The following is a 20967-nucleotide window of genomic DNA, read 5'->3' as shown; positions in this document are numbered from 1 at the left end:
CGATAAAGGTTATGACAGCGAGCCTTTTCGGTGCTTTGTTCGTCAAAAAGGCGGACGAACGGTGATTGCTAAACGTAATTATGGTAAGGATATAGATAAAAGCAGTATGGATAGCTGCCTTTATCGCTATCGTCATTTAGTCGAGAATGCCTTTGCTAGAATCAAGCAATATCGTTCAATATCAACTAGATACGATAAGTTAGAAAGGAATTATGCCAGTATGGTATCACTGGCATTTATGTTAATGTGGCTGCCAATGTATTGTTGAGTAATTTATGTACAGCAAAGATCAACAGCCCCTAATAATTAAAGAGAATTAATTAGTTAGTTAGTTCGTTATTTTTTGAAAAGTGTTACAGGTCAGTTTTGAAGTGATTTTTACTTTTTTTGCTACTAAAAGTAAAAATGATTTTCTTTTTTATTTTTTGGCGTACAATCAAAATCATCCATAAATAGAGGTAATGTTATGTTATATAATAACAAATACATACATCATGAACATCATCACCATGAGTGTTGTCATGGTAATTGTTTAAATATGGCACATAATCATGTTCATTTATCTCACGATATAACTTGTCATCAAGAATCAACACATAGCTGTGGTGGCGATACTCATACCACTACTTCTAAAAATGAATTTGACGATCCCCCTGATGATCCCGATAGGCTAAACGAGCAAATTAAATTAACTTGGAAAATAAAAGGCATGGATTGTGCGCACTGTGCTCAACAAATTGAAAACAACCTAAAAGTGTTACCCAATATTAGCCAAATTAAGATTATTTTTTCTACCGAAAAGTTGGTGGTATTTGTTCCCAAAAATAATGAAAAAACCATTAAATTAATAGAAAATAAAGTCATCGATTTAGGCTATAAACCTATTTTTGAATCATCTCCAGAACATTCTCATCATCATGATCATTCCCACAGTTTTGATAAAAAAGAACTAATTCCTTTAGTGATATTAGGCACTTTAATTGTGGTGAGTTATATTTTTTTGTTATGGAATCAAACCGTTGGCGAATATGCCTTTATGATAACTGCAATTGTTGGATTAATACCTATTTTAAAAGAAGCTTTAATTTTAATGCGTAGTGGTACACCATTTGCAATTGAGTCGTTAATGAGCGTGTCAGCTATTGGGGCTTTGTTTATTGGTGCGTCCGAAGAAGCAACCATGGTCTTATTTTTGTTTATGATAGGCGAAATGCTAGAAAGTGTTGCTACAAGTAAAGCTAAAAAAGGTATTTCGTCGCTCGCTGAGCTGATGCCCGAAGAAACAGTGATAATCATTAATGGGGAGCGAAAAACTGTTGCTAGTCATAGTCTGAAACCTGATGATATTATTGAAATTTCGTCAGGTGGTCGTTTGCCTGCTGATGTGATTTTGATAAGTGAGCAAGCCAATATTGATGAAAGTGCACTAACCGGCGAGTCGATCCCTGTTAATTATCTTTCAGGTGATAAGATTTTGGCTGGTTCACTCGTGGTTGATAATACAATCCAATTAAAAGTGGTATCAGAAGTTGGGCAAAATGCGGTAGATCGTATTTTACAGTTGATTGAAGATGCCGAGGAGCGTAAAGCTCCTATTGAACGATTTATTGATAAATTTAGTCGTTATTATACGCCAGCAATTGCTTTATTTGCTCTGTTAGTGATTATTACGCCACCTTTGTTGTTCAATGCTGATTGGTATACTTGGTTTTATCGAGGTTTAACTCTTTTGTTAATTGGTTGCCCTTGTGCTTTGGTTATTTCAACGCCTGCGGTAATAACGTCAGCATTGTCTAATGCGGCAAAACAAGGCGTGCTAATTAAAGGCGGTGCGGCGCTAGAGCATATTGGTTCAGTTAAAGTGGTTGCATTTGATAAGACTGGTACGTTAACCGAAGGTAAACCGCAAGTCACCGATGTGATTAGTCAAGATATTTCAAAAGAGCAATTATTGACATTAGTTGCCGATATTGAAAGTGGTTCGCATCATCCCATTGCTAAGGCTATTGTTGATTATGCATTGCAGAATCAATTAAATATCAATGAGGCCGATAATCGTAAAGCGATTGCGGGGGTTGGCGTTCAAGGCGAGGTAGATAATCAGACTTTTTATATTGTGTCACCAAGTAAAGTTGTGACAGTTTCATCACCATTGAAAGATGAACATACCAAAATTATTGAGGAGCTTGAAAACGCTGGTAAAACTGTCGTAGTTGCAGTAACAAATCAACAATTGATGGGCATTATTGCATTGCAAGATGTGTTGCGGGCTGATGCAATTACTACAATGAATGGGCTTAATAAGCTTGGTGTTAAGACTTTGATGCTGACAGGCGATAACGCGCGAGCGACCAAAGCTATTGCCTCGCAATTGGGTATGGATTACCGTGCGGAGTTGTTGCCTGCCGATAAATTAGCAGAAATTGAAAAGATGCGTATCTCAACGTCGATTGCTATGGTGGGCGATGGAATTAACGATTCTCCAGCCATGAAAGCGGCAACCGTAAGTATTGCTATGGGTAGTGGTACTGATGTTGCGCTAGAAGCCGCTGATGCCGCATTAACTAAAAATAGCTTGTTAAGTTTGCCTAAGCTAATTGGTTTAACTCGTTTTGCCTCTCGTAATATTAAACAAAATGTTACAATTGCGTTGGGAATTAAGTTAGTATTTTTAATTACCAGCTTATTTGGCTTTACTGGACTGTGGCTGGCTGTGCTAGCTGATTCAGGTACGACTGCGATTGTGACAGCTAATGCGCTTCGAGTTTTGAAATTTAAGAATAAAAGTTAAAATTGGTTTAATTAACCTATTTCACTTGTAGCAAGTGGAATAGGTTCTTTAAATGATTGTTAGGTTATTATTCATCACTTCTTAATGAAATTTCGCCACCAATATGAGCTTCAATTTTACCATTTTGTTCTAACAATAAGGCTCCTTGGTCATTTATACCTTTTGCTATTCCTCGAATAATGTTATCGCCAATTAATAGTTTTACAGGACGGTTAACAAAGTTATCTAGTCTATTCCAATCATTAATAAATGGCACTAAACCATGTTTTTCAAATTCTATTAATTGACTTTTTAAAGTTTTGGCAACCTGCGCAACTAATAAATTACGATCAACATTGCCTAAATTAGCCCATTTTTGGTTAACTATGTTGGTATCCGGGTTTGTCATGGTTAAATTGACGCCAACACCAATCACAACATGAGCACAGTCGCCAGTTTTACCTGCAAGCTCAACTAAAATACCAGCTAGTTTTTGATCGTTAAGATATAGATCGTTTGGCCATTTAACTTTGATGTCTTGGCCAGATAATGCACGTAAGGTGTCAGCAATAACAATACCAACAACTAAACTCAATCCCATTGCCGCCGCTACGCCTTGTTCTAGTCGCCAATACATTGAAAAGTATAGATTAGTGCCAAAAGGTGAAAACCATTTTCGCCCTCGCCTTCCCCGTGCTTTGGATTGAAATTCGGCCACACAGCAATCGCCCGATGTTAGTTGATCAATTCGATCCAGTAGATATTGGTTAGTTGAATCAATAATCGGTAATATTTCACATCGACCATTCGATTGATAATGCTGGTTAATTTTGGTTTTATTAAGCAAATTAAGAGGCGCTGCCAAGCAATAGCCTTTACCCTGTACTGAGGTTAGCTCAATCCCCCACTCACGCAGTTGTTTGATGTATTTATTAATGCCAGCACGGGTTATACCAAAAATTGTTGCCAATTCTTCCCCTGAATGGAATTGACCATCGGCTAGTATTTCAATTAATTTAAGCGGATTTTTGTAGCTGCGCATCCGTTCCTCTTTTTTGGGCTAATAATATAATGAAGTATAACGAAATTATAGCAAAACTAACAAATAAATAGGTATTACTTGTTTTATCCATAATAAATGCTATCACCGCAGGAGCAACTAAACTCCCTAATGTGTTGGTCAATAGCATTGCTTGATTCATCGCCACAATATCTTGCTTTCTAACACACGAGCAAGCCCAAGCCATGGATATGGGATAAATGGTGTAAATAGTGGCGCCTAATAAAATAATCGCCAACGCATTAAACCAATTGAATATCAGCATAATACATGCAATTAACATTAGTAACGATTCAATTAATAATATAAGTTGCCGTCCAAATTTGTCTGCACACCAGTTAGCAGGCATTTGTGCAATCACTCCTGATAAAATCAGTAAAATCATCCAATTAGCCACCTGAATATCACTATATCCTAAATGTGAGTAATAGGCTGGTAAAAGTGAATATAACGATCCAATTAACATACCTGCAATAACACAACCAGTTAACCCAAGTCGAGAGGGTTTATTTAATATCATTGGCATGATGTTAAAGCTGCTTTTTTTCCTTTTTGGTAATTTATAATGGGTCAGCAAAATAAATAAAATTGCTAATCCCATCAGTAACATAATAACTAATCCAAAATATAATATGTTTTGCGGAAAATACTGCAACAAAGCTTGCCCTAAAACCGTACCTAGGTAATAAGTGGTTAAATAAACTGCCAGCATTTTTCCTCGCGTACGTACAGGACCAGTGAGTAATATACAACTTTCTATAACCACCCAAGTGACCGCACAAGCAATGCCTATAAAAAATCGCCACATTATCCAGCTATAAAAATTCATTGAAAAACTTAATCCAATGGTTGCAATGGCAAAAATAATGCAACTATAGGTGTATGTGTGCCGAGCATTGAATTTATTAATAAACCAATTGGCGAAAATGGTACCTAGCAAGTTACCAGTAAAATAACTTGATCCGACAAGACCAATTTGCCCAAGCGAAAACTCATTACGCACTAACCACAATGGTACCTGTGTGTTTAATGCTGACAACGAGATTGTTACAAAGAGCAAACTCGTTAATAAAATAGGGAATGAATACGAATGTTTCATAATGTTATCGCGTATAATTATGGGTTAAAATTTGCGGGCAATTATAATTTGGTGCTAATTATAAATAATTGTCTGCATCAATTTCGCCCGAGTTGCCGATAAATCGGATTTCTGGTGATAAATTCACCGAGAATTTTTGTAATACACATTTTTTTATATGTCGAGCTAATTCAACCACATCTTGTGCTGTTGCTTGGTCTTTATTAACTAAAACCAATGCTTGTTGTTGATGCACAGCCGCTCCGCCTATTTGGTAGCCTTTAAGACCACACTGATCAATAAGCCAACCTGCGGCTAATTTTGTTTGATGATTAGCTTGTGGATATATTGGCATGTTTGGATAAATTTCAAGTAGCTTGTCCGCCACAATTTTATCGATCACAGGGTTTTTAAAAAAACTTCCACCATTACCTAAAACCTTTGGATCTGGCAATTTACTACGACGAATTTCACACACTTTATCAAATATCATTTTTGCAGTAACAATTTTGGGCTCAAAGTTTCGCAATTCTCCATAAGTTAAAACTGGCTGCCACTGTTTTGGTAATTTTATACCAACATTGATAACAGCATAACCTTGCAAATACGCTTTTTTGAAGATGCTTTCACGATATCCATATTGACCATCAGTTACAGTGATGATTTTGCCTGTAGCTAGTTCAAGTAACTCCACATAATCAGCAACTTTTTGAAACTCAACACCATAAGCACCAATGTTTTGAATCGGTGCCGAACCTACACATCCAGGAATTAATGCTAGATTTTCAATCCCTTGTATGTTCTGCTTGATGGTTGTTGATACTAGATCATGCCAAGTTTCACCCGCACCAACTTTCAAATACCATGCTTGTTCTGTTTCACTAATAGTAATACCTTTGATGCGATTAACAATAATAATACCATCAAAATCACAGGTAAAAAGTGTGTTACTGCCTTCGCCAATAATCATAATTGGTAAATTTTGGGAGTTATCTTGCCAAACTTGTTGTAATTGTTCGGGACTGGTTACAGTAACTACTTTTTGCGCAAAAACAGTTAAACCAAATGTGTTAGGAATTTTTTGTTTCATTGATAACTACCTTTATTTTTTTGTGAAAATAGACATCCAAAAATCAATCATTTTTTTAGGTTATTTTTATAGTTTGCGATCTATCGTATTTAGAGTTTATATTACCACATCGGTTAACCTTATTTGATTAAATATTTAGTCGTGCGTGATTTTAAGTTTATCTATAATTTTGCTATTAGCTGGTCATCGAAAAACGTTTTATATATTTTGAGCTACAAAAGTATGACTAAGATCAAATTCATCACATTATTTAAACAAATATTCAGCTAAAGCAGCGCTTAAATCTTTTTTGTTTTTTGTTATCGTGTATTATAGCTAACTAAGTGGCGTTTTATGAATTATAGTCAGAATTTTAATACAAAAAGCAGGCATTTTTATTAGATTGATTGCTATTGATTTTATTAATTGTGCACGGGTTAAGTTTTGCTTATGAGTTAGAGGAAATTATGAAAAGAGTTTTTATTATGATCCTAGATTCGTTTGGAATCGGTGGCGCTGAAGATGCAAATAAATATGGCGATGAAGGCGCTGATACTTTAGGGCATATTGCTGAAGCTTGTGCTTTAGGTAAAGCTGAGCATGGTCGTAGTGGCGCATTAAATTTACCTAATTTAGGCAAACTAGGCTTAATCGAAGCGGCGTATGAATCAACTGGTCACTACCCTAAAGGCATGCAAACTGAAGGCGAAATTATTGGTTCATATGGCTATGCTAGCGAGATTTCCTCAGGTAAAGATACTCCATCAGGACATTGGGAATTAGCTGGCGTGCCAGTTCTTTTTGACTGGGGTTATTTTACTAATACCACTAATAGCTTCCCTCAAGATCTTTTAGATAAAATTGTCTCTCGTGCAAAACTTCCTGGTTACCTCGGTAATTGTCACTCATCTGGTACAGTTATTCTTGATGAACTTGGTGAAGAACATATGGCATCTGGCAAGCCTATTTTTTATACTTCTGCTGATTCTGTATTCCAAATTGCCTGTCATGAAGAGACTTTCGGTTTAGATAAACTTTATGAAGTCTGCGAAATTGCACGTGATGAGCTAAATAAAGGTAATTACAACATTGGCCGCGTTATTGCTAGCCCTTTTGTTGGAAAAAAAGCGGGCGAATTTGTACGTACGGGTAACCGCCACGATCTTGCTGTTGAACCACCAGCACCAACAATGATTAAAAAACTAGTTGATGAAAAACAAGGTACCGTAGTGTCAATTGGTAAAATTGCCGATATTTATGCACAAGTTGGAATTACCAAAAAAGTAAAAGCAACCGGTCTTGAAGCTTTATTTAATGCGTCACTAGAAGAAATTAAGCAGGCTAAAGATAATACGATTGTATTTACCAATTTTGTCGATTTTGACTCTTCTTATGGGCATCGTCGCGATGTCTCAGGTTATGCTGCTGCTTTAGAATATTTTGATAGTCGTCTTCCTGAGATGTTAGCGCTTATCCAACCTGGCGATCTGCTTATTATTAGCGCCGATCATGGTTGTGATCCAACTTGGTCAGGTACCGATCATACTCGCGAACATATACCTGTCATTGTCTACGGAGATAGTGTGCCTGTTGGTTCTTTAGGTCATCGTGAAACATTTGCCGATATAGGACAGAGTGTTGCCGATTATTTTGATTTATCGCCAATGGATTACGGTAAATCTTTTATAAAAAATAAATAATTTAAGTTTAAGTAATATCGATTTCGAAACAAATATCAGGAGAAGTTAATGTCTACCCCGCATATTAATGCTGTTGATAATGCCTTTGCAAAAACCGTTTTAATGCCCGGCGATCCGCTACGAGCAAAATTTATTGCAGAAACCTTTTTAGAAAATGCAACAGAAGTTACTAATGTAAGGTCCATGTTGGGTTTCACTGGTTATTACAAAGATAAAAAGGTTTCAATTATGGGGCATGGAATGGGTATTCCATCTTGCTCTATTTATGCAACCGAGCTAGTTAAATTTTATGGTGTTGAAAACATCATTCGTATTGGTTCATGTGGTGCAATTAGCCCTAATGTCAACTTGGGGGATGTTATTGTTGGGTTAGGTGCTTGTACCGATTCAAAAGTCAACCGTTTACGTTTTAAAGATCATGATTTTGCTGCTATCGCCGACTTTGATTTAACTTGTAATGCCGTTAATGCAGCTAAAAAATTGGGTGTGAATGTTAAAGTTGGTAACCTTTTTTCTGCTGACCTTTTTTATAGTGTTGAACCTGATATGTTTGATGTTATGGAAAAATACAATATTTTAGGCGTCGAAATGGAAGCAGCTGGCATTTATGGCGTTGCGGCAGAATATGGTGCAAAAGCACTGGCTATTTGTACAGTTTCGGATCATATCCGAAAAGGCGAAGCAATGTCAGCAGAACAAAGACAATTAGGGTTTAAAGAAATGATCACTGTTGCACTGGAGTCTGTTTTATTAAATCAAAACTAAAAAAATGGCAGGTTAATCTGCCATTTTTTATTTTGATCAAATAATTATTTTATTGATATTTAGATTATAGTAAATCTCGTTTATTAAGGAATTATAAATGAATATTCATTTTAAACTTAGGGTTATATTTTTCTTACAATATTTTATCTGGGGAAGTTGGTTAATAACTCTCGGTTCTTATATGATACGTAAATTACAATTTACTGGTCTTGAAGTAGGATCGATATACGGAACAATGGGTATCGCTTCTTTGTTTATGCCAGGCTTACTTGGGATTGTAGCAGATAGATGGATACCTGCTAACCGTTTGTATATGCTTTGTCATTTAATCGGTGCTTTAGCGCTATTTATTGCGGCTTCAGTAACATCCCCTTTCATGATGATGATTGTGATATTGATCCATTGCTTAGCTTTCATGCCAACCATCGCCATTTCAAATTCAATCGCTTATTCTTGCTTAGAATCACGTGGACTTGATGTTATTACCGAGTTCCCTTGTATCAGAATTTTTGGCACCATTGGATTTATTGTTGCTATGTGGCTTGTGAGTCTTTTAAAATTAGAACTGAGTAGCATGCAACTTTATATTGCAGCTGCATCTGCTTTATTACTCAGCCTTTATTCATTCTTGCTACCATTGATTCCAACAGCACAAAATAAAACTGAAGAAAAAAACATCATTAGCTCATTAGGGTTAGATGCTGTTGTTTTATTCAAACAGCCACGAATGGTTATATTTTTTCTATTTGCAGTTTTATTAGGCGGTATTTTACAAATAACCAATACTTTTGGTAATCCATTTTTACATGATTTTGAAAGATTCCCTGAATATGCTGATAGTTTAGTGGTTAAATACCCTTCTATACTGTTGTCTATTTCTCAAATGTCAGAAGTCGCATTTATCTTATTTGTACCTTTCTTCATGAAACGTTTAGGTATTAAATACGTTATGCTAATTAGTATGCTTGCTTGGGTTGCTCGTTTTGGTTTATTTGCTTATGGCGATCCATCTCTTTTCGGTTCTGTTTTACTTCTCCTTTCAATGATTGTTTATGGTTGTGCTTTCGACTTTTACAACATATCTGGCTCAATGTATGTTGAAAAATCGGTATCACCAACCATTCGTAATAGTGCTCAAGGATTATTTATGACCATGACTAATGGGTTCGGTGCTTATTTAGGTTCGGTAGGCAGTGGTTATGTAGTCGATTATTATACAGTTGGAAACGTTACAGAATGGCAAACAGTTTGGCTTATTTTTGCAGGTTATGCTTTGGTTCTAGCAATTGTATTTATGTTGATCTTTAAAAACGAAAAGCCTAATCCAAAAACTATTTAAATCATTAATTAATTAATTATTCTTTGTGTAGTGGAGCTTTTTCCCACTCAATCAATACGTAGGCAACAATACATTTTGTTGCCTTTTTACTAACAATTAATTATCGTAAAAATTTGATTTACCGCACAAAAATATAAATAAGTGATGCAAAAGATATAGCAGATAAGTATCTTATCAAGTTAAAATAACCCAATTAACAATGATATACATGTTATTAAAAATTTTTTAATAAGCGTTTAATGTCATTGTTAGTAAAACCAATGTTACTAAAGCCAATTTAGCTCATTTAAAAATAGATTAAATACCTAATGAACGATCAAATGATACCTAAAGTTATATTGCACGAACATGTTGAAGGCAGCATTACCCCTGTCATGGCTCATCAGTTAGCACAAAAAAATAATATTCCTTTTCCTAGTACACTATGTTACAAATCAGGTCAATACAATGCCAAAGAATATAAAAATGGTAGATATTTGTATGACGAATCCAAATTTGAAGAATTTATTAATACATATGATACCGTTTCTAGCTTTCTAAAAGATCCTGAAGATTATTATTCTATTACTTACGATTTTCTTAATAGGAATGCTAAACAAGGGTTAATTTATTGCGAGCTATTTTTGTCTCCCTATCATATTTGCACAACCGAAGTTAATGGAGAGTTGATTTGGGATAAAGAAAGATTTAATCAAACTCTTTCTTACATGGACAAAGCGATTATTAAGGTACAAAACGACTATGATATTACAGTTAGATATCATGTTATTGGTGTTAGACACCTAGGCGCTAAAGTTGTTTATGATACATTGCGTTTTATTCAGCAAAATCATCACCCCTTTATTACGGGATTTAATATTGCTGGTAACGAAATGGCTGGGCATTTTGATGATTTTAAAGATGCACATAAGTTGGCTACTCAGATGAATTTAAAAAAATCGTATCATGCTGGCGAAATTGATTCAGATGAGAGTATTATTCAAGCTATTAAGCACGGTGCAAACAGAATTGGTCATGGTATTCGTGCCATTGAAAACAAAGCGCTTATTTGTGAACTGGTCGAAAAAAAAATCACTCTAGAAATTGCTTTAACGAGTAATCGGATTTTAGTGAATGAATTGCATGGCGATATTTATCAACATCCAATAAGGCAACTTTATGACCAAGGTGTTCGCATTACCTTAAATACAGATGATGCAGGGATTTTTGGTACTGATATTGAAAAAGAATATAGTATCGCCCAATCCATATTTGCATTTTCACGATTAGAATTGCTTGATATAACGCTATGTGGCATTCAAGCCGCATTTGTTGAAGATACGGTTAAAAGTCGTTTAACTGAGCAAGTTCTTTTATGTTTTTCATCTGATGATAGACAATTGCTTAAAAAATATATTAATGACAAAAAATATCATCTAGCAATCATTGAACGATTTTTAGAGTATCAGAAACTGTTACTAACCATAGCCGTTAACTAATTTAGTTGTCAGAATAATAGGAGATTTGCATGAAAAAAAATAAGTTAACTTTACCCTTTTTAACCCTATTTATATCTGGCGTTGTTAATGCCGCAACGGTTGATTTAAGGATTATTGAAACAACCGACTTGCATGGAAACATGATGAATTATGATTATTTCAAAGATCAGTCTGTTGATTCTTTTGGATTAGTAAAAACTGCTAATTTAATTCATCAAGCAAGAAGTGAAGTAAAAAATAGTGTTCTTGTTGATAATGGTGACCTAATTCAAGGTAGCCCAATGGCTGATTATGCCGTAAAGAAGGGTTTTAATGATGGCGATATTCATCCTGTTTATAAAGCGCTCAATACGCTTAATTATAGTGTGGGTAATATTGGTAACCACGAATTTAATTTTGGATTGGAATTTCTACAAAAAAGTCTTTCTGGGGCTAAATTTCCTTACATCAACGCTAATGTTTATGATGCCAAAACTCAAAAGCCATTTTTTACACAATATATTATCTTAGATACTCCTGTTATTGATAGAAACGGCAATAAACACACGATTAAAATCGGCTATATTGGTTTTGTCCCTCCACAGATTATGCAATGGGATAAACTTAATCTTGATGGCAAAGTTGTCGTCAAAGATATTACAGAAACGGCCAAACTATTAGTCCCTGAAATGAAAAAACAAGGCGCTGATATTATTATTGCTATTCCACATTCTGGTGTTTCAGTTGAACCTTATAAAGCATTAGCTGAAAATTCGGTTTACTACTTGAGTCAAGTAGAGGGTATTAATGCAATTATGTTTGGTCATTCTCACGGCATATTTCCGAGTGAAGATTTCAAATCATTACCAAATACCGATATCAAAACTGGTAACATTAATCATGTGCCTGCTGTTATGCCCGGACATTGGGGTAGCCATTTGGGAGTGGTGGACTTAGTTCTTGATAGTGATAAATCAAAATGGCAAGTGATTTCAGGTAAATCAGAAGCTAGACCAATCTATGATGTAAAAACTAAAAAGGTACTTGTTAAAGCCGATCAAAAAATCGTCGACATTCTAAACAAAGATCACCAAGGAACACGTGAATTTGTTAGTAAACCAATAGGTAAAGTTTTAACCGATATTACGAGCTATCTAGCATTGGTTGAAGATACATCTGCCTTACAAATTATTAATGATGCACAAATCGATTACGTTAAGCAGTTTATTAAAGGAGATCCTGATCTTGATGGTTTGCCCGTTTTATCGGCCATTGCACCATTTAAAGCTGGCGGCAGGAAAAACGATCCTAGCGCTTTTGTTGATGTTAAAGCAGGTAATTTGTCGTTTAGAAATGCTGCAGATATTTACCTTTATCCTAATATTTTGTCTGCTGTGAAAATTACAGGTAAGGATGTTAAAGAGTGGTTGGAGTGTTCAGCTGGTGTATATAATCAAATTAATACTAATTCATCACAACCACAATATTTAATTAATTGGGATAAATTCAGAACCTATAATTTTGATATTATTGATGGAGTGAATTATCAAATAGATGTAACAAAGCCACCCCGTTATGATGCAAATTGCCAGTTAATTAACCCTACATCTGAAAGAATTAGGAATTTGACTTATCAACAAAAAACAATTGACCCTAACCAAGAATTCTTAATTGCCACCAATAATTATCGTGCTTATAGTGGTATATTTCCAGGTACTGGTGAAAAAAATGTCAAATTTAATTCTCCCGACGATCTAAGAGTAATTCTTTCAGCCTATATTACCAATACCACCCAAAAATATAGTATAACGAATGTTACCGTCGATGATAATTGGCAAATTTCCCCAATTACTAGTAACAAAAAATTAGATATTCGCTTTGAATCATCACCAACTGATGAAGCTAAAACCTATATCGAGAAACATTCACTATACCCTATTCATTTTATCGATACAGATACTTCTGGTTTTGGTGTTTATAAGATAGATTTGCAGTCTCCTGTTAACAATCGACCCAAAATTTAGTTAGATTTATTACGGCCAAAAGGATTATTAATATGAAAATTGAAAAACTGATTGAGCTTGCTAAAACAGCCCGTTCTAAAGCTTATGTACCTTATTCTAAATTTCAGGTTGGTGCCGTGCTAATTACTGAAGATGATGAAGCAATTTTAGGTTGTAATATTGAAAACGCATCTTATGGACTAGCAAATTGTGCCGAAAGAACGGCAATTTTTAAAGCGGTTTCTGAAGGTAAAACAAAATTTAAAAAATTGGTGGTAATTGGAGATACTGATGGGCCTATTTCACCATGTGGAGCTTGCCGTCAAGTTATTAGTGAGTTTTGTGCTAAAGATATGCCTGTTATTTTGACCAATATGCAGGGGAAAATTCAAGAAACAACAGTGGGAGAATTATTACCTTGGTCTTTTTCACCAAGTGATCTTGATTAACATTATTTTTTAACAATAAAAAATAGTAATCAGGACTTAAGATTTATTTTGTATAAACAAAGCTATACACTAATTTTATTTATTGATAGTAAGAGAGAATAGTAATGAGATTTGTAGATATTATAGAAAAAAAACGTGACGGCAATGTATTAACCACTGATGAAATCCAATTTTTTATCACTAATTATACCAATGGCACTATCCCCGATTATCAAGTTAGTGCTTTATTAATGGCAATTTATTATCAAGGTATGACTTCTAAAGAGTGCGCAGATTTAACCTCGGCGATGATGTATTCTGGCGATACTGTTGATCTGTCTTCAATCAAAGGCATTAAAGTTGATAAACATTCCACTGGCGGTGTAGGGGACACTACAACATTAGTTCTAGCTCCTTTAGTAGCAGCTTTAGATGTTCCAGTAGCTAAAATGTCTGGACGAGGGCTTGGTCACACGGGCGGCACCACAGATAAATTTGAATCGATTCCTGATTTTAAAATTGAGTTAAGTAAACAAGATTTTATTAATCAAGTTAATAATAAAGGCCTTGCCGTTATTGGTCAATCAGGCAATTTAACCCCAGCAGATAAAAAACTTTATTCGTTACGTGATGTAACAGGTACTGTTAACTCTATTCCTCTTATTGCAAGTTCAATTATGAGTAAAAAATTGGCAGCGGGAGCTGATGCCATCGTTCTTGATGTTAAAACAGGTGATGGTGCGCTAATGAAAGATATGGCCGATTCAGAAAAATTAGCCCATGAAATGGTAAATATTGGTAATCAAATTGGCCGTAGAACCATGGCAATTATTTCGGATATGTCTCAACCTCTTGGTTTTGCAATTGGTAATGCTCTTGAAGTAAAAGAAGCAATTGATACGTTAAAAGATCATGGTCCAGCCGATTTAACCGAACTGGTTTTAACATTAGGTAGTCAAATGGTTGTACTTGCCGATAAAGCAAAAACATTAGAAGAAGCCAGAATAAAACTTCAAGAAGTTATCAAAAATGGTAAAGCTATTGAGAAGTTTAAAACCTTAATTGAAGCACAAGGCGGTGATAGTTCGGTCGTTGATCATCCTGAAAAATTGGCTAGTGCACCTTACCAAATTGCCCTACCAGCCCTTAAGTCAGGTTATGTATCAAAAATTATCGCAGATCAAATCGGGATCGCTGCAATGCAATTAGGTGCTGGTCGTGCAACCAAAGAAGATATTATTGATCCCGCTGTTGGAATCGTGTTACATAAAAAAGTAGGCGACAAAGTTACTGAAGGTGAAGCTTTATTAACGATACACGCCAATACTGATAAGCTTGATACTATCAAGCACAAATTATATGACAATATTACCATTAGTGATAACGCAACTGAGCCACAACTTATTTACAAGGTGATTACAGGATAATAGCTGTTATATAAGGATTTAGGAGATACCATGTACTATTATCAGTTTAATAAAAAATTATCATTACTTGTTTGTATGGGGCTATTTTCAGCCTCTTGCATTGCCGCTGTTACCACAAAAAGCTCGTCAGTTCCAACTTGGGAAAAAGACAAGTCTTATCTATTTACTATTTTACATACCAATGACCACCACGGCCGTTTTTGGCAAAATGATATTGGTGAATATGGGCTTGCTGCTCAAAAAACCGTAGTGGATGAAATTAGAAAAGAAGTTACGGCAAAAGGAGGAAAATTACTGCTGCTATCAGGTGGTGATATTAATACTGGTGTCCCTGAATCTGATGTACAGCAAGCCAAACCTGATTTTATTGGCATGAATGCGGTTGGTTACGATGCTATGGCTGTGGGTAATCATGAGTTTGATCATCCTTTGACTATTATTCGTGAGCAACAGAAATGGGCAAAATTTCCTTTTTTATCGGCAAACACTTACTTTAAAGGTACAGATAAACGTGTATTTGATGCCTATAAAATGTTTGATTTGAATGGTATTAAAGTTGCTGTGTTTGGTTTAACCACTGACGATACTATTTTTCTTGCTTCACCCAAAAATACGGAAGGCGTCGAATTTCGACAAACCTTACCCGAAGCACAAAAAATAATTAAACAGTTAAAAGATAATGAACACCCTGATATGATTATTGCTGTCACTCATATGGGGCATTATGAAAATGGTGAACATGGATCAATGGCACCGGGTGATGTTGAATTAGCCAGAAATTTGCAGACCGGCGATTTAGATATGATAGTAGGAGGACACTCACAAAACCCTGTGTGTATGGCTAGTCCTAATAAACGTATTACCGAATATGTACCAGGTACACCTTGCGCGCCAGATCAACAAAATGGCACATGGATTGTACAAGCTCACGAATGGGGGAAATATGTTGGACGTGCAGATTTTGTTTTTTTAAATGGCAAAATCACGTTAAAAAATTACCAATTAATTCCTATTAACCTTAAAAAGGAGGTTGATAATGGTAACAGTACCAAACACCTTGAATATTACACGCAAGAAATTCCTCAAGATAAATCCTTACTTGAAAATTTGAGACCTTATCAAGAATTAGGTAAACAGCAGTTGTTAGTGAAAAGTGGCGAGTTAAAAGGACGATTAGAAGGTAATCGAGATGTTGTTAGATACCAACAAAGCAATATGGGACAACTGTTACTCAGTGCTTTTGTTGAAAAAACCAATGCAGACGTTGGCATTATGTCTGGGGGGATGATTCGTGACTCATTAATTGAAGGTAATATTACTTATCGTGATATTTTAAAAGTAGAACCTTTTGGTAATAGTGTAGTTTATTTTGAATTAACTGGTAGTGAATTAATTGATTATCTAAAAGTTGCATTAAGTAAAAAACAAGGTTCGGGTGGATATGCACATTTGAAAAATATAAACCTAACAAGAAATGGGAACAATATTGAAGATGTAAAAATTAATGATCAACCGATCAATTTACAAAAAAACTACCGCATTGCCACACTCGACTTTTTAGCCGCAGGTGGAGACGGCTATCCAATAACTAATACGTTATCGACTTATGTTGATACGGGTTATCGCGATGCCGATGTAGTAAAACAATATTTTGAGACTCATTCGCCAATTACTGCGTCTGATTATAAACCAAAACAATTTATTATTGAGAAATAAATATTGAGATAATTATGAGCATGACCGAATTTCAACAAAGTTGTTATAATATTGTGACAGACCCTAATTTGTCACCCAAACAAAAATCAAATTTGCTCGCCTTAGCAGCAGAAAATAATTTACCTTATGTAGATCTGGATGAAGAAACACAACAAGCTTTAAATGACCGCGTTATTTGTGATATGTACGAAGGTCACGCACCTTATAAACCTCGTTATGTTTTACCTGATTATGTAAAATTTTTAAAACAAGGATCACAGTGGCTAGAACTTAATCCTGCTGAAACATTTGATGATGCATTAAATTTGCTTATCATCATCTATCATCATGTTCCTTCAGTAACTGGTATGCCTGTTTATTTAGGATGCTTAGATCAAATTTTACTTCCTTACGTTGGTAATCTTACTGAAGATGAAATTTATCAGCGATTAAAGCATTTTTGGATCATGCTTGATCGTAATTTACCTGATGCATTTATGCATGCAAACATTGGACCAACCGATAATATTATCTGTCGGGTAATCTTACGTATAGATAGAGAGCTCAAACAAGTTGCTCCAAATTTAACCTTTATCTATGATGAAGACATTACACCAGAATCATTATTATTAGTGACAATTGAAAATATTTGTGAAACAAGTAAACCCCATATTGCAAACAATAATTTGATCCAAAAAGATTTTGATGGCCAAGGATACGGTGTTGTAAGTTGCTATAATTCACTACCTGTTGCTGGAGGAGGAAGCACGCTTTCACGAATCAATTTAAAAGAAGTTGCAGTACGTAGTAAAAATAGTGAGGATTTTTTGACAAATACCTTACCTTACTATTGTCAGTTACAGCTTAATCTTATTCAAGCAAGATCTAACTTTCTTTATAATCAATCCAACTTTTTTAATAGCAGTTTTTTAGTCCAAGAAGGATTAATCGATCCCAATCGATTTGCCCCCATGTTTGGTATCTTTAGTATGGCTGAAGCGGTCAATATCCTGCAAGAAAAAGCAAATTTAGCAGGGCGTTATGGTTTTGACCAACAAGCCAATGAGCTAGCATTAACCATTACCCAACTCGTTGCCAAATTTATTGATACACACACAATAAAAAATGCTTGGAAAGGAAAGGCTATGTTGCACTCGCAATCTGGTATTAGTTCAGATAGAGGCACAACCCCTGGTTTACGCATTCCTTATGGTCATGAACCTGATCCTGTTACCCATATTATGGCGCTATTTAAACACCATCATTACTACACATCAGGTATCAGCGATATTTTAACAATTGATGAAACAATCAAAAATAATCCTCTAGCCTTACTACAAATTTGTAAAGCAGCTTTTAAATTTGGTTTCCGCGAATTTACTGCTAATATCAGTGGTAATGATCTTGTTCGAGTAACTGGTTATATGGTTAGATTATCGGACATCAAAAAGTATAAACAAGAAGGATCACGAATTAATACAACGTTTTTAGGAGCAGAAGCTGCTAATGACGTTAAAAACAATAGTTATTTATGTCGAAAACCACGAGTAATTAGTCATGAGCAAGACATGGGCAATCGTTAATAAGCTTTTACCCTTTTCTTGTGTAGATGGACCTGGTAATCGACTAGTTATATTTTTACAAGGATGTAATTTTCGTTGTTTAAACTGCCACAATCCTTATACGATATCATTGTGTAAGGATTGTGGCCAATGTATTGATACTTGTCCACATAAAGCATTAAGTTTTAGTAACAATAAAGTTATATGGCAAACTTCAAATTGTCAGCAATGCGATACTTGTATTAATACTTGTAAGCATTCTTCATCACCAATGACTTATAGATATAGTGTAGATGATATTTTAATCACTATCCAGAAATATCTACCGTTTTTAAATGGTATTACCATAAGTGGTGGAGAAGCAACAATGCAGTTACCCTTTATTAAAGAGCTATTCAATGTTATCAAGCAATCTAACGATTTAAAGCACCTTACCTGTTTTATTGATAGCAATGGTTATTTAACTAAAACAGGGTGGCAAAAAGTAGAAAATGTGATGGATGGCGCAATGATTGATCTCAAAGCTTGGGATAATGATGTGCATAAAAAGTTAACGGGAAGAGACAATCAACGAGTAAAAGAAACGATTAAATATCTAGCAAAAATAAAAAAACTATATGAGGTAAGACTTTTAATTATTCCTAAACAAACGGATCTACAGGATAATGCTAAAAATATTGCCAACTTTTTGATTGATTTAGATCCCAATATTCAAATAAGAATTAATGCTTTTCATAATCATGGTGTATATGGTATCGCTAAAAACTGGCCACCTGCCAGTAGACCCGAAGTAGAACTGTTTGCAGAACAATTAAAACAGCATAGCCTACAACATATTATATTACCTAATGTTTATTTGTAATGGTATTACTTGTGAATTTTAAGCATCGATAAATGGCAGGTCAATTTTATCGATGCTTTATAGCTGTTTTAGGATATCATTATATATTAACAATTATGATATTATGAAAACTATTCATAATATTCAATTGTTCTGGTTGTGATTTTATAGTCATCACAATTTTTAATTGTCCAATCACCTTTTTCATTATGCCCAGAAAAATAACATTCAAGCGATGCTTTCTTCTTAGAATTAATATATTTTTTCATTTTGATTAGCTGCCCTTGTTTGTTATATTCCATTATATATTGTTTTTCATCAATCACGGTCGAAATTAACTGATTATTTTTATCGTATTGAAATGTCATATGATCTCCAAGAGAGAGTATCCTGTCTTGAGGATCGTAACTTACAGAAACGGATTGAAGTTCATCTGAATCTATCCCAATTTGGATAAATTTATTTTTGTAGTCTGTCTGAAAAATATTAAATAAATCTATTTTTTCGTAATCATCTGTAGCTAATGGATTAAAATGATTTTGATTTTTACTAGGTAAAGACATTGTAAAATGATCATAGAATTTCCAGGTTTTTACCTCTGTTTTTATATCTTCAGAAGAACTAATAATACGCTTATTTTTATAATTACCTTGATTGAAAGTCGCAACAAAATTAGAAACTAATCCATTATTATCAAAATTCATTTCGAAAGTTACTTCTCTATTTCGATTAAGTGATTTTGCGTAACTGTCTAACAATTTATCTTTTATCGTGCCTTTTGTTGATTTAATTCTATTTTGAGTAAGAGCATGATCAAAATAATAATACATTACAACTAAGTTAGTTGAACGAGCTAAATTTGATGAAGGTTTAACTTTGGCAAATAGTACGGGATCAGGCTCTTTGCCCCAATCATTAATCTGTTGTTTATACTTGATACAATAATTCCTTAGGTTACGTGCTTTCTTAGCATCATAATATGCATAGGTGAAATGTTGCAAATCTGAGTTATCATTATCTATATTATAAAAAAATGATTTTCTAATAGAATTTTTATCATTAATGATAAATTCACCATTTACCGATTTAGCTAGCTCGATTCTAGATCTTAATTCATTAGGGAATTGCTTATTAATTAAACTAGGATAACTATAGTCAGAGTTAGCATATTGTTTATTTGTATTTATTTGGTGAAAATAAAAGTATTGCTGAAAAATATCATTATTTACCCATGAAGGGATCTTTTCAACTGTATAACTTACATTTATAAAAGTATTTACATCTTTTCTATTCTCATAAACACCTAATTTATTTAAAGTTACTTTTCCAAAACAGAAACTACCTTCTTTAAATTCAGTTTCACTGTTTAATTTAGCTAAATGATAGCGCTTCGTTTGATTTTCGACATCTAATGAGTACTCTAATAAACCCAAGCTAGAAAAAATCTCTAATCGTCGATTTAATTCGTTATTTACCCATACATCTGCCCGCTCATGAGTTGGATAATTAATTTCTTGTTTAAGATAAGGAAATGTTACTTTACCTAGATAAAAACAAAAAGGTTTTTCTTGAACTTGTAGTGCAGCTTCAATGTCGTTCTTCAATTTAGTTTTACTCTTATCACATCCTGTTAAAATAACCATTAATGTCAGTAGAGCTAAGTAAAAATATTTTTTCATTATTATTGTTCATCCTTTTTTAATAAATAATAGAGTTATTTAATACTAACAATACTTTATATCATAACCGATAATACTATTACATTAAGTAAAA

The 20967-nt window shown here is 34.4% G+C and carries 16 protein-coding genes; 12 read left to right on the top strand and 4 right to left on the bottom strand.

The window, feature by feature from the left end:
- Together A9G31_RS11730 and A9G31_RS02840 are read left to right on the top strand one after the other, a co-directional pair.
- The coding region (locus A9G31_RS11730; RefSeq protein ID WP_176700339.1) for a transposase at nucleotides 1-268 on the top strand (268 nt) is incomplete at its 5' end.
- A 198-nt stretch (nucleotides 269-466) separates the two neighbouring features.
- Complete coding sequence (locus tag A9G31_RS02840) at nucleotides 467-2791, top strand: zinc/cadmium/mercury/lead-transporting ATPase (protein WP_065560339.1); 2325 nt, start codon at nucleotides 467-469, stop codon at nucleotides 2789-2791.
- 67 nt (nucleotides 2792-2858) lie between these two features.
- On the opposite strand, the gene birA is transcribed toward A9G31_RS02840, so the two are convergent.
- Genes birA through murB form a run of 3 tightly spaced genes read right to left on the bottom strand, consistent with a single transcriptional unit; the run spans nucleotide 2859 to nucleotide 5998 of the window.
- Nucleotides 2859-3812 (bottom strand): bifunctional biotin--[acetyl-CoA-carboxylase] ligase/biotin operon repressor BirA, encoded by a 954-nt coding sequence (gene birA, locus A9G31_RS02835; protein WP_065560338.1) that lies wholly within the window; start codon nucleotides 3810-3812, stop codon nucleotides 2859-2861.
- Nucleotides 3787-4929 carry an MFS transporter gene (locus tag A9G31_RS02830; protein ID WP_065560337.1) on the bottom strand — a complete coding sequence of 381 codons (1143 nt, stop codon included), beginning with the start codon at nucleotides 4927-4929 and terminating at the stop codon, nucleotides 3787-3789. The genes birA and A9G31_RS02830 overlap by 26 nt, the downstream gene beginning before the upstream one ends.
- A gap of 58 nt (nucleotides 4930-4987) precedes the next feature.
- Nucleotides 4988-5998 carry a UDP-N-acetylmuramate dehydrogenase gene (gene murB / locus A9G31_RS02825; RefSeq protein WP_065560336.1) on the bottom strand — a complete coding sequence of 337 codons (1011 nt, stop codon included), beginning with the start codon at nucleotides 5996-5998 and terminating at the stop codon, nucleotides 4988-4990.
- Between the two features lie 446 nt (nucleotides 5999-6444).
- Here murB and A9G31_RS02820 point away from each other — a divergent pair, with 446 nt between their 5' ends.
- From A9G31_RS02820 to A9G31_RS02775, 10 genes are all read left to right on the top strand, one after another.
- On the top strand, nucleotides 6445-7677 hold the full coding sequence (locus A9G31_RS02820) for a phosphopentomutase (RefSeq protein ID WP_065560335.1): 1233 nt from the start codon (nucleotides 6445-6447) through the stop codon (nucleotides 7675-7677).
- A gap of 48 nt (nucleotides 7678-7725) precedes the next feature.
- On the top strand, nucleotides 7726-8442 hold the full coding sequence (gene deoD, locus A9G31_RS02815; RefSeq protein WP_065560334.1) for a purine-nucleoside phosphorylase: 717 nt from the start codon (nucleotides 7726-7728) through the stop codon (nucleotides 8440-8442).
- Between the two features lie 97 nt (nucleotides 8443-8539).
- Entirely contained in the window at nucleotides 8540-9781 is a 1242-nt protein-coding gene (locus A9G31_RS02810) for a nucleoside permease (RefSeq protein ID WP_065560333.1), read from the top strand.
- A 308-nt stretch (nucleotides 9782-10089) separates the two neighbouring features.
- A complete protein-coding gene (add, locus tag A9G31_RS02805; protein WP_081299318.1) occupies nucleotides 10090-11259 on the top strand; it encodes an adenosine deaminase in 1170 nt (389 codons plus the stop codon).
- A gap of 29 nt (nucleotides 11260-11288) precedes the next feature.
- Nucleotides 11289-13262, top strand: a complete 1974-nt coding sequence (locus A9G31_RS02800) for a bifunctional 2',3'-cyclic-nucleotide 2'-phosphodiesterase/3'-nucleotidase (RefSeq protein ID WP_065560331.1) — start codon at nucleotides 11289-11291, stop codon at nucleotides 13260-13262.
- A 32-nt stretch (nucleotides 13263-13294) separates the two neighbouring features.
- A complete protein-coding gene (locus A9G31_RS02795; RefSeq protein WP_065560330.1) occupies nucleotides 13295-13690 on the top strand; it encodes a cytidine deaminase in 396 nt (131 codons plus the stop codon).
- A gap of 104 nt (nucleotides 13691-13794) precedes the next feature.
- Nucleotides 13795-15096: a pyrimidine-nucleoside phosphorylase gene (locus A9G31_RS02790; protein ID WP_065560329.1), complete on the top strand. Its 1302-nt coding sequence runs from the start codon at nucleotides 13795-13797 to the stop codon at nucleotides 15094-15096.
- A 75-nt stretch (nucleotides 15097-15171) separates the two neighbouring features.
- Nucleotides 15172-16812 (top strand): bifunctional UDP-sugar hydrolase/5'-nucleotidase UshA, encoded by a 1641-nt coding sequence (ushA, locus tag A9G31_RS02785; protein ID WP_065560346.1) that lies wholly within the window; start codon nucleotides 15172-15174, stop codon nucleotides 16810-16812.
- 14 nt (nucleotides 16813-16826) lie between these two features.
- Complete coding sequence (locus A9G31_RS02780) at nucleotides 16827-18374, top strand: YjjI family glycine radical enzyme (RefSeq protein WP_218056350.1); 1548 nt, start codon at nucleotides 16827-16829, stop codon at nucleotides 18372-18374.
- A complete protein-coding gene (locus A9G31_RS02775; protein WP_065560328.1) occupies nucleotides 18349-19215 on the top strand; it encodes a YjjW family glycine radical enzyme activase in 867 nt (288 codons plus the stop codon). Before A9G31_RS02780 ends, A9G31_RS02775 begins: the two co-directional genes overlap by 26 nt.
- A 110-nt stretch (nucleotides 19216-19325) precedes the next feature.
- Here the strand turns inward: A9G31_RS02775 and A9G31_RS02770 are convergent, their stop codons facing one another.
- Nucleotides 19326-20873 carry a hypothetical protein gene (locus tag A9G31_RS02770; RefSeq protein ID WP_065560327.1) on the bottom strand — a complete coding sequence of 516 codons (1548 nt, stop codon included), beginning with the start codon at nucleotides 20871-20873 and terminating at the stop codon, nucleotides 19326-19328.
- Nucleotides 20874-20967 lie beyond the last annotated feature (94 nt).

This window comes from Gilliamella sp. Gris1-4 (assembly GCF_001690335.1).
Classification (GTDB): domain Bacteria; phylum Pseudomonadota; class Gammaproteobacteria; order Enterobacterales; family Orbaceae; genus Gilliamella; species Gilliamella apicola_P.
This window is presented reverse-complemented; position numbering and strand designations above follow the sequence as displayed.

Excerpts from the sequence above, each read along its gene's own strand:
- A9G31_RS02790 (WP_065560329.1), top strand. The coding sequence starts at position 13,795 with ATGAGATTTGTAGATATTATAGAAAAAAAACGTGACGGCAATGTATTA.
- A9G31_RS02830 (WP_065560337.1), bottom strand. The coding sequence starts at position 4,929 with ATGAAACATTCGTATTCATTCCCTATTTTATTAACGAGTTTGCTCTTT.
- deoD (WP_065560334.1), top strand. The coding sequence starts at position 7,726 with ATGTCTACCCCGCATATTAATGCTGTTGATAATGCCTTTGCAAAAACC.
- A9G31_RS02840 (WP_065560339.1), top strand. The coding sequence starts at position 467 with ATGTTATATAATAACAAATACATACATCATGAACATCATCACCATGAG.
- ushA (WP_065560346.1), top strand. The coding sequence starts at position 15,172 with ATGGGGCTATTTTCAGCCTCTTGCATTGCCGCTGTTACCACAAAAAGC.
- A9G31_RS02810 (WP_065560333.1), top strand. The coding sequence starts at position 8,540 with ATGAATATTCATTTTAAACTTAGGGTTATATTTTTCTTACAATATTTT.
- A9G31_RS02800 (WP_065560331.1), top strand. The coding sequence starts at position 11,289 with ATGAAAAAAAATAAGTTAACTTTACCCTTTTTAACCCTATTTATATCT.
- A9G31_RS02775 (WP_065560328.1), top strand. The coding sequence starts at position 18,349 with ATGAGCAAGACATGGGCAATCGTTAATAAGCTTTTACCCTTTTCTTGT.
- A9G31_RS02820 (WP_065560335.1), top strand. The coding sequence starts at position 6,445 with ATGAAAAGAGTTTTTATTATGATCCTAGATTCGTTTGGAATCGGTGGC.
- birA (WP_065560338.1), bottom strand. The coding sequence starts at position 3,812 with ATGCGCAGCTACAAAAATCCGCTTAAATTAATTGAAATACTAGCCGAT.
- A9G31_RS02780 (WP_218056350.1), top strand. The coding sequence starts at position 16,827 with ATGAGCATGACCGAATTTCAACAAAGTTGTTATAATATTGTGACAGAC.
- A9G31_RS02770 (WP_065560327.1), bottom strand. The coding sequence starts at position 20,873 with ATGAAAAAATATTTTTACTTAGCTCTACTGACATTAATGGTTATTTTA.
- murB (WP_065560336.1), bottom strand. The coding sequence starts at position 5,998 with ATGAAACAAAAAATTCCTAACACATTTGGTTTAACTGTTTTTGCGCAA.
- A9G31_RS02795 (WP_065560330.1), top strand. The coding sequence starts at position 13,295 with ATGAAAATTGAAAAACTGATTGAGCTTGCTAAAACAGCCCGTTCTAAA.
- add (WP_081299318.1), top strand. The coding sequence starts at position 10,090 with ATGAACGATCAAATGATACCTAAAGTTATATTGCACGAACATGTTGAA.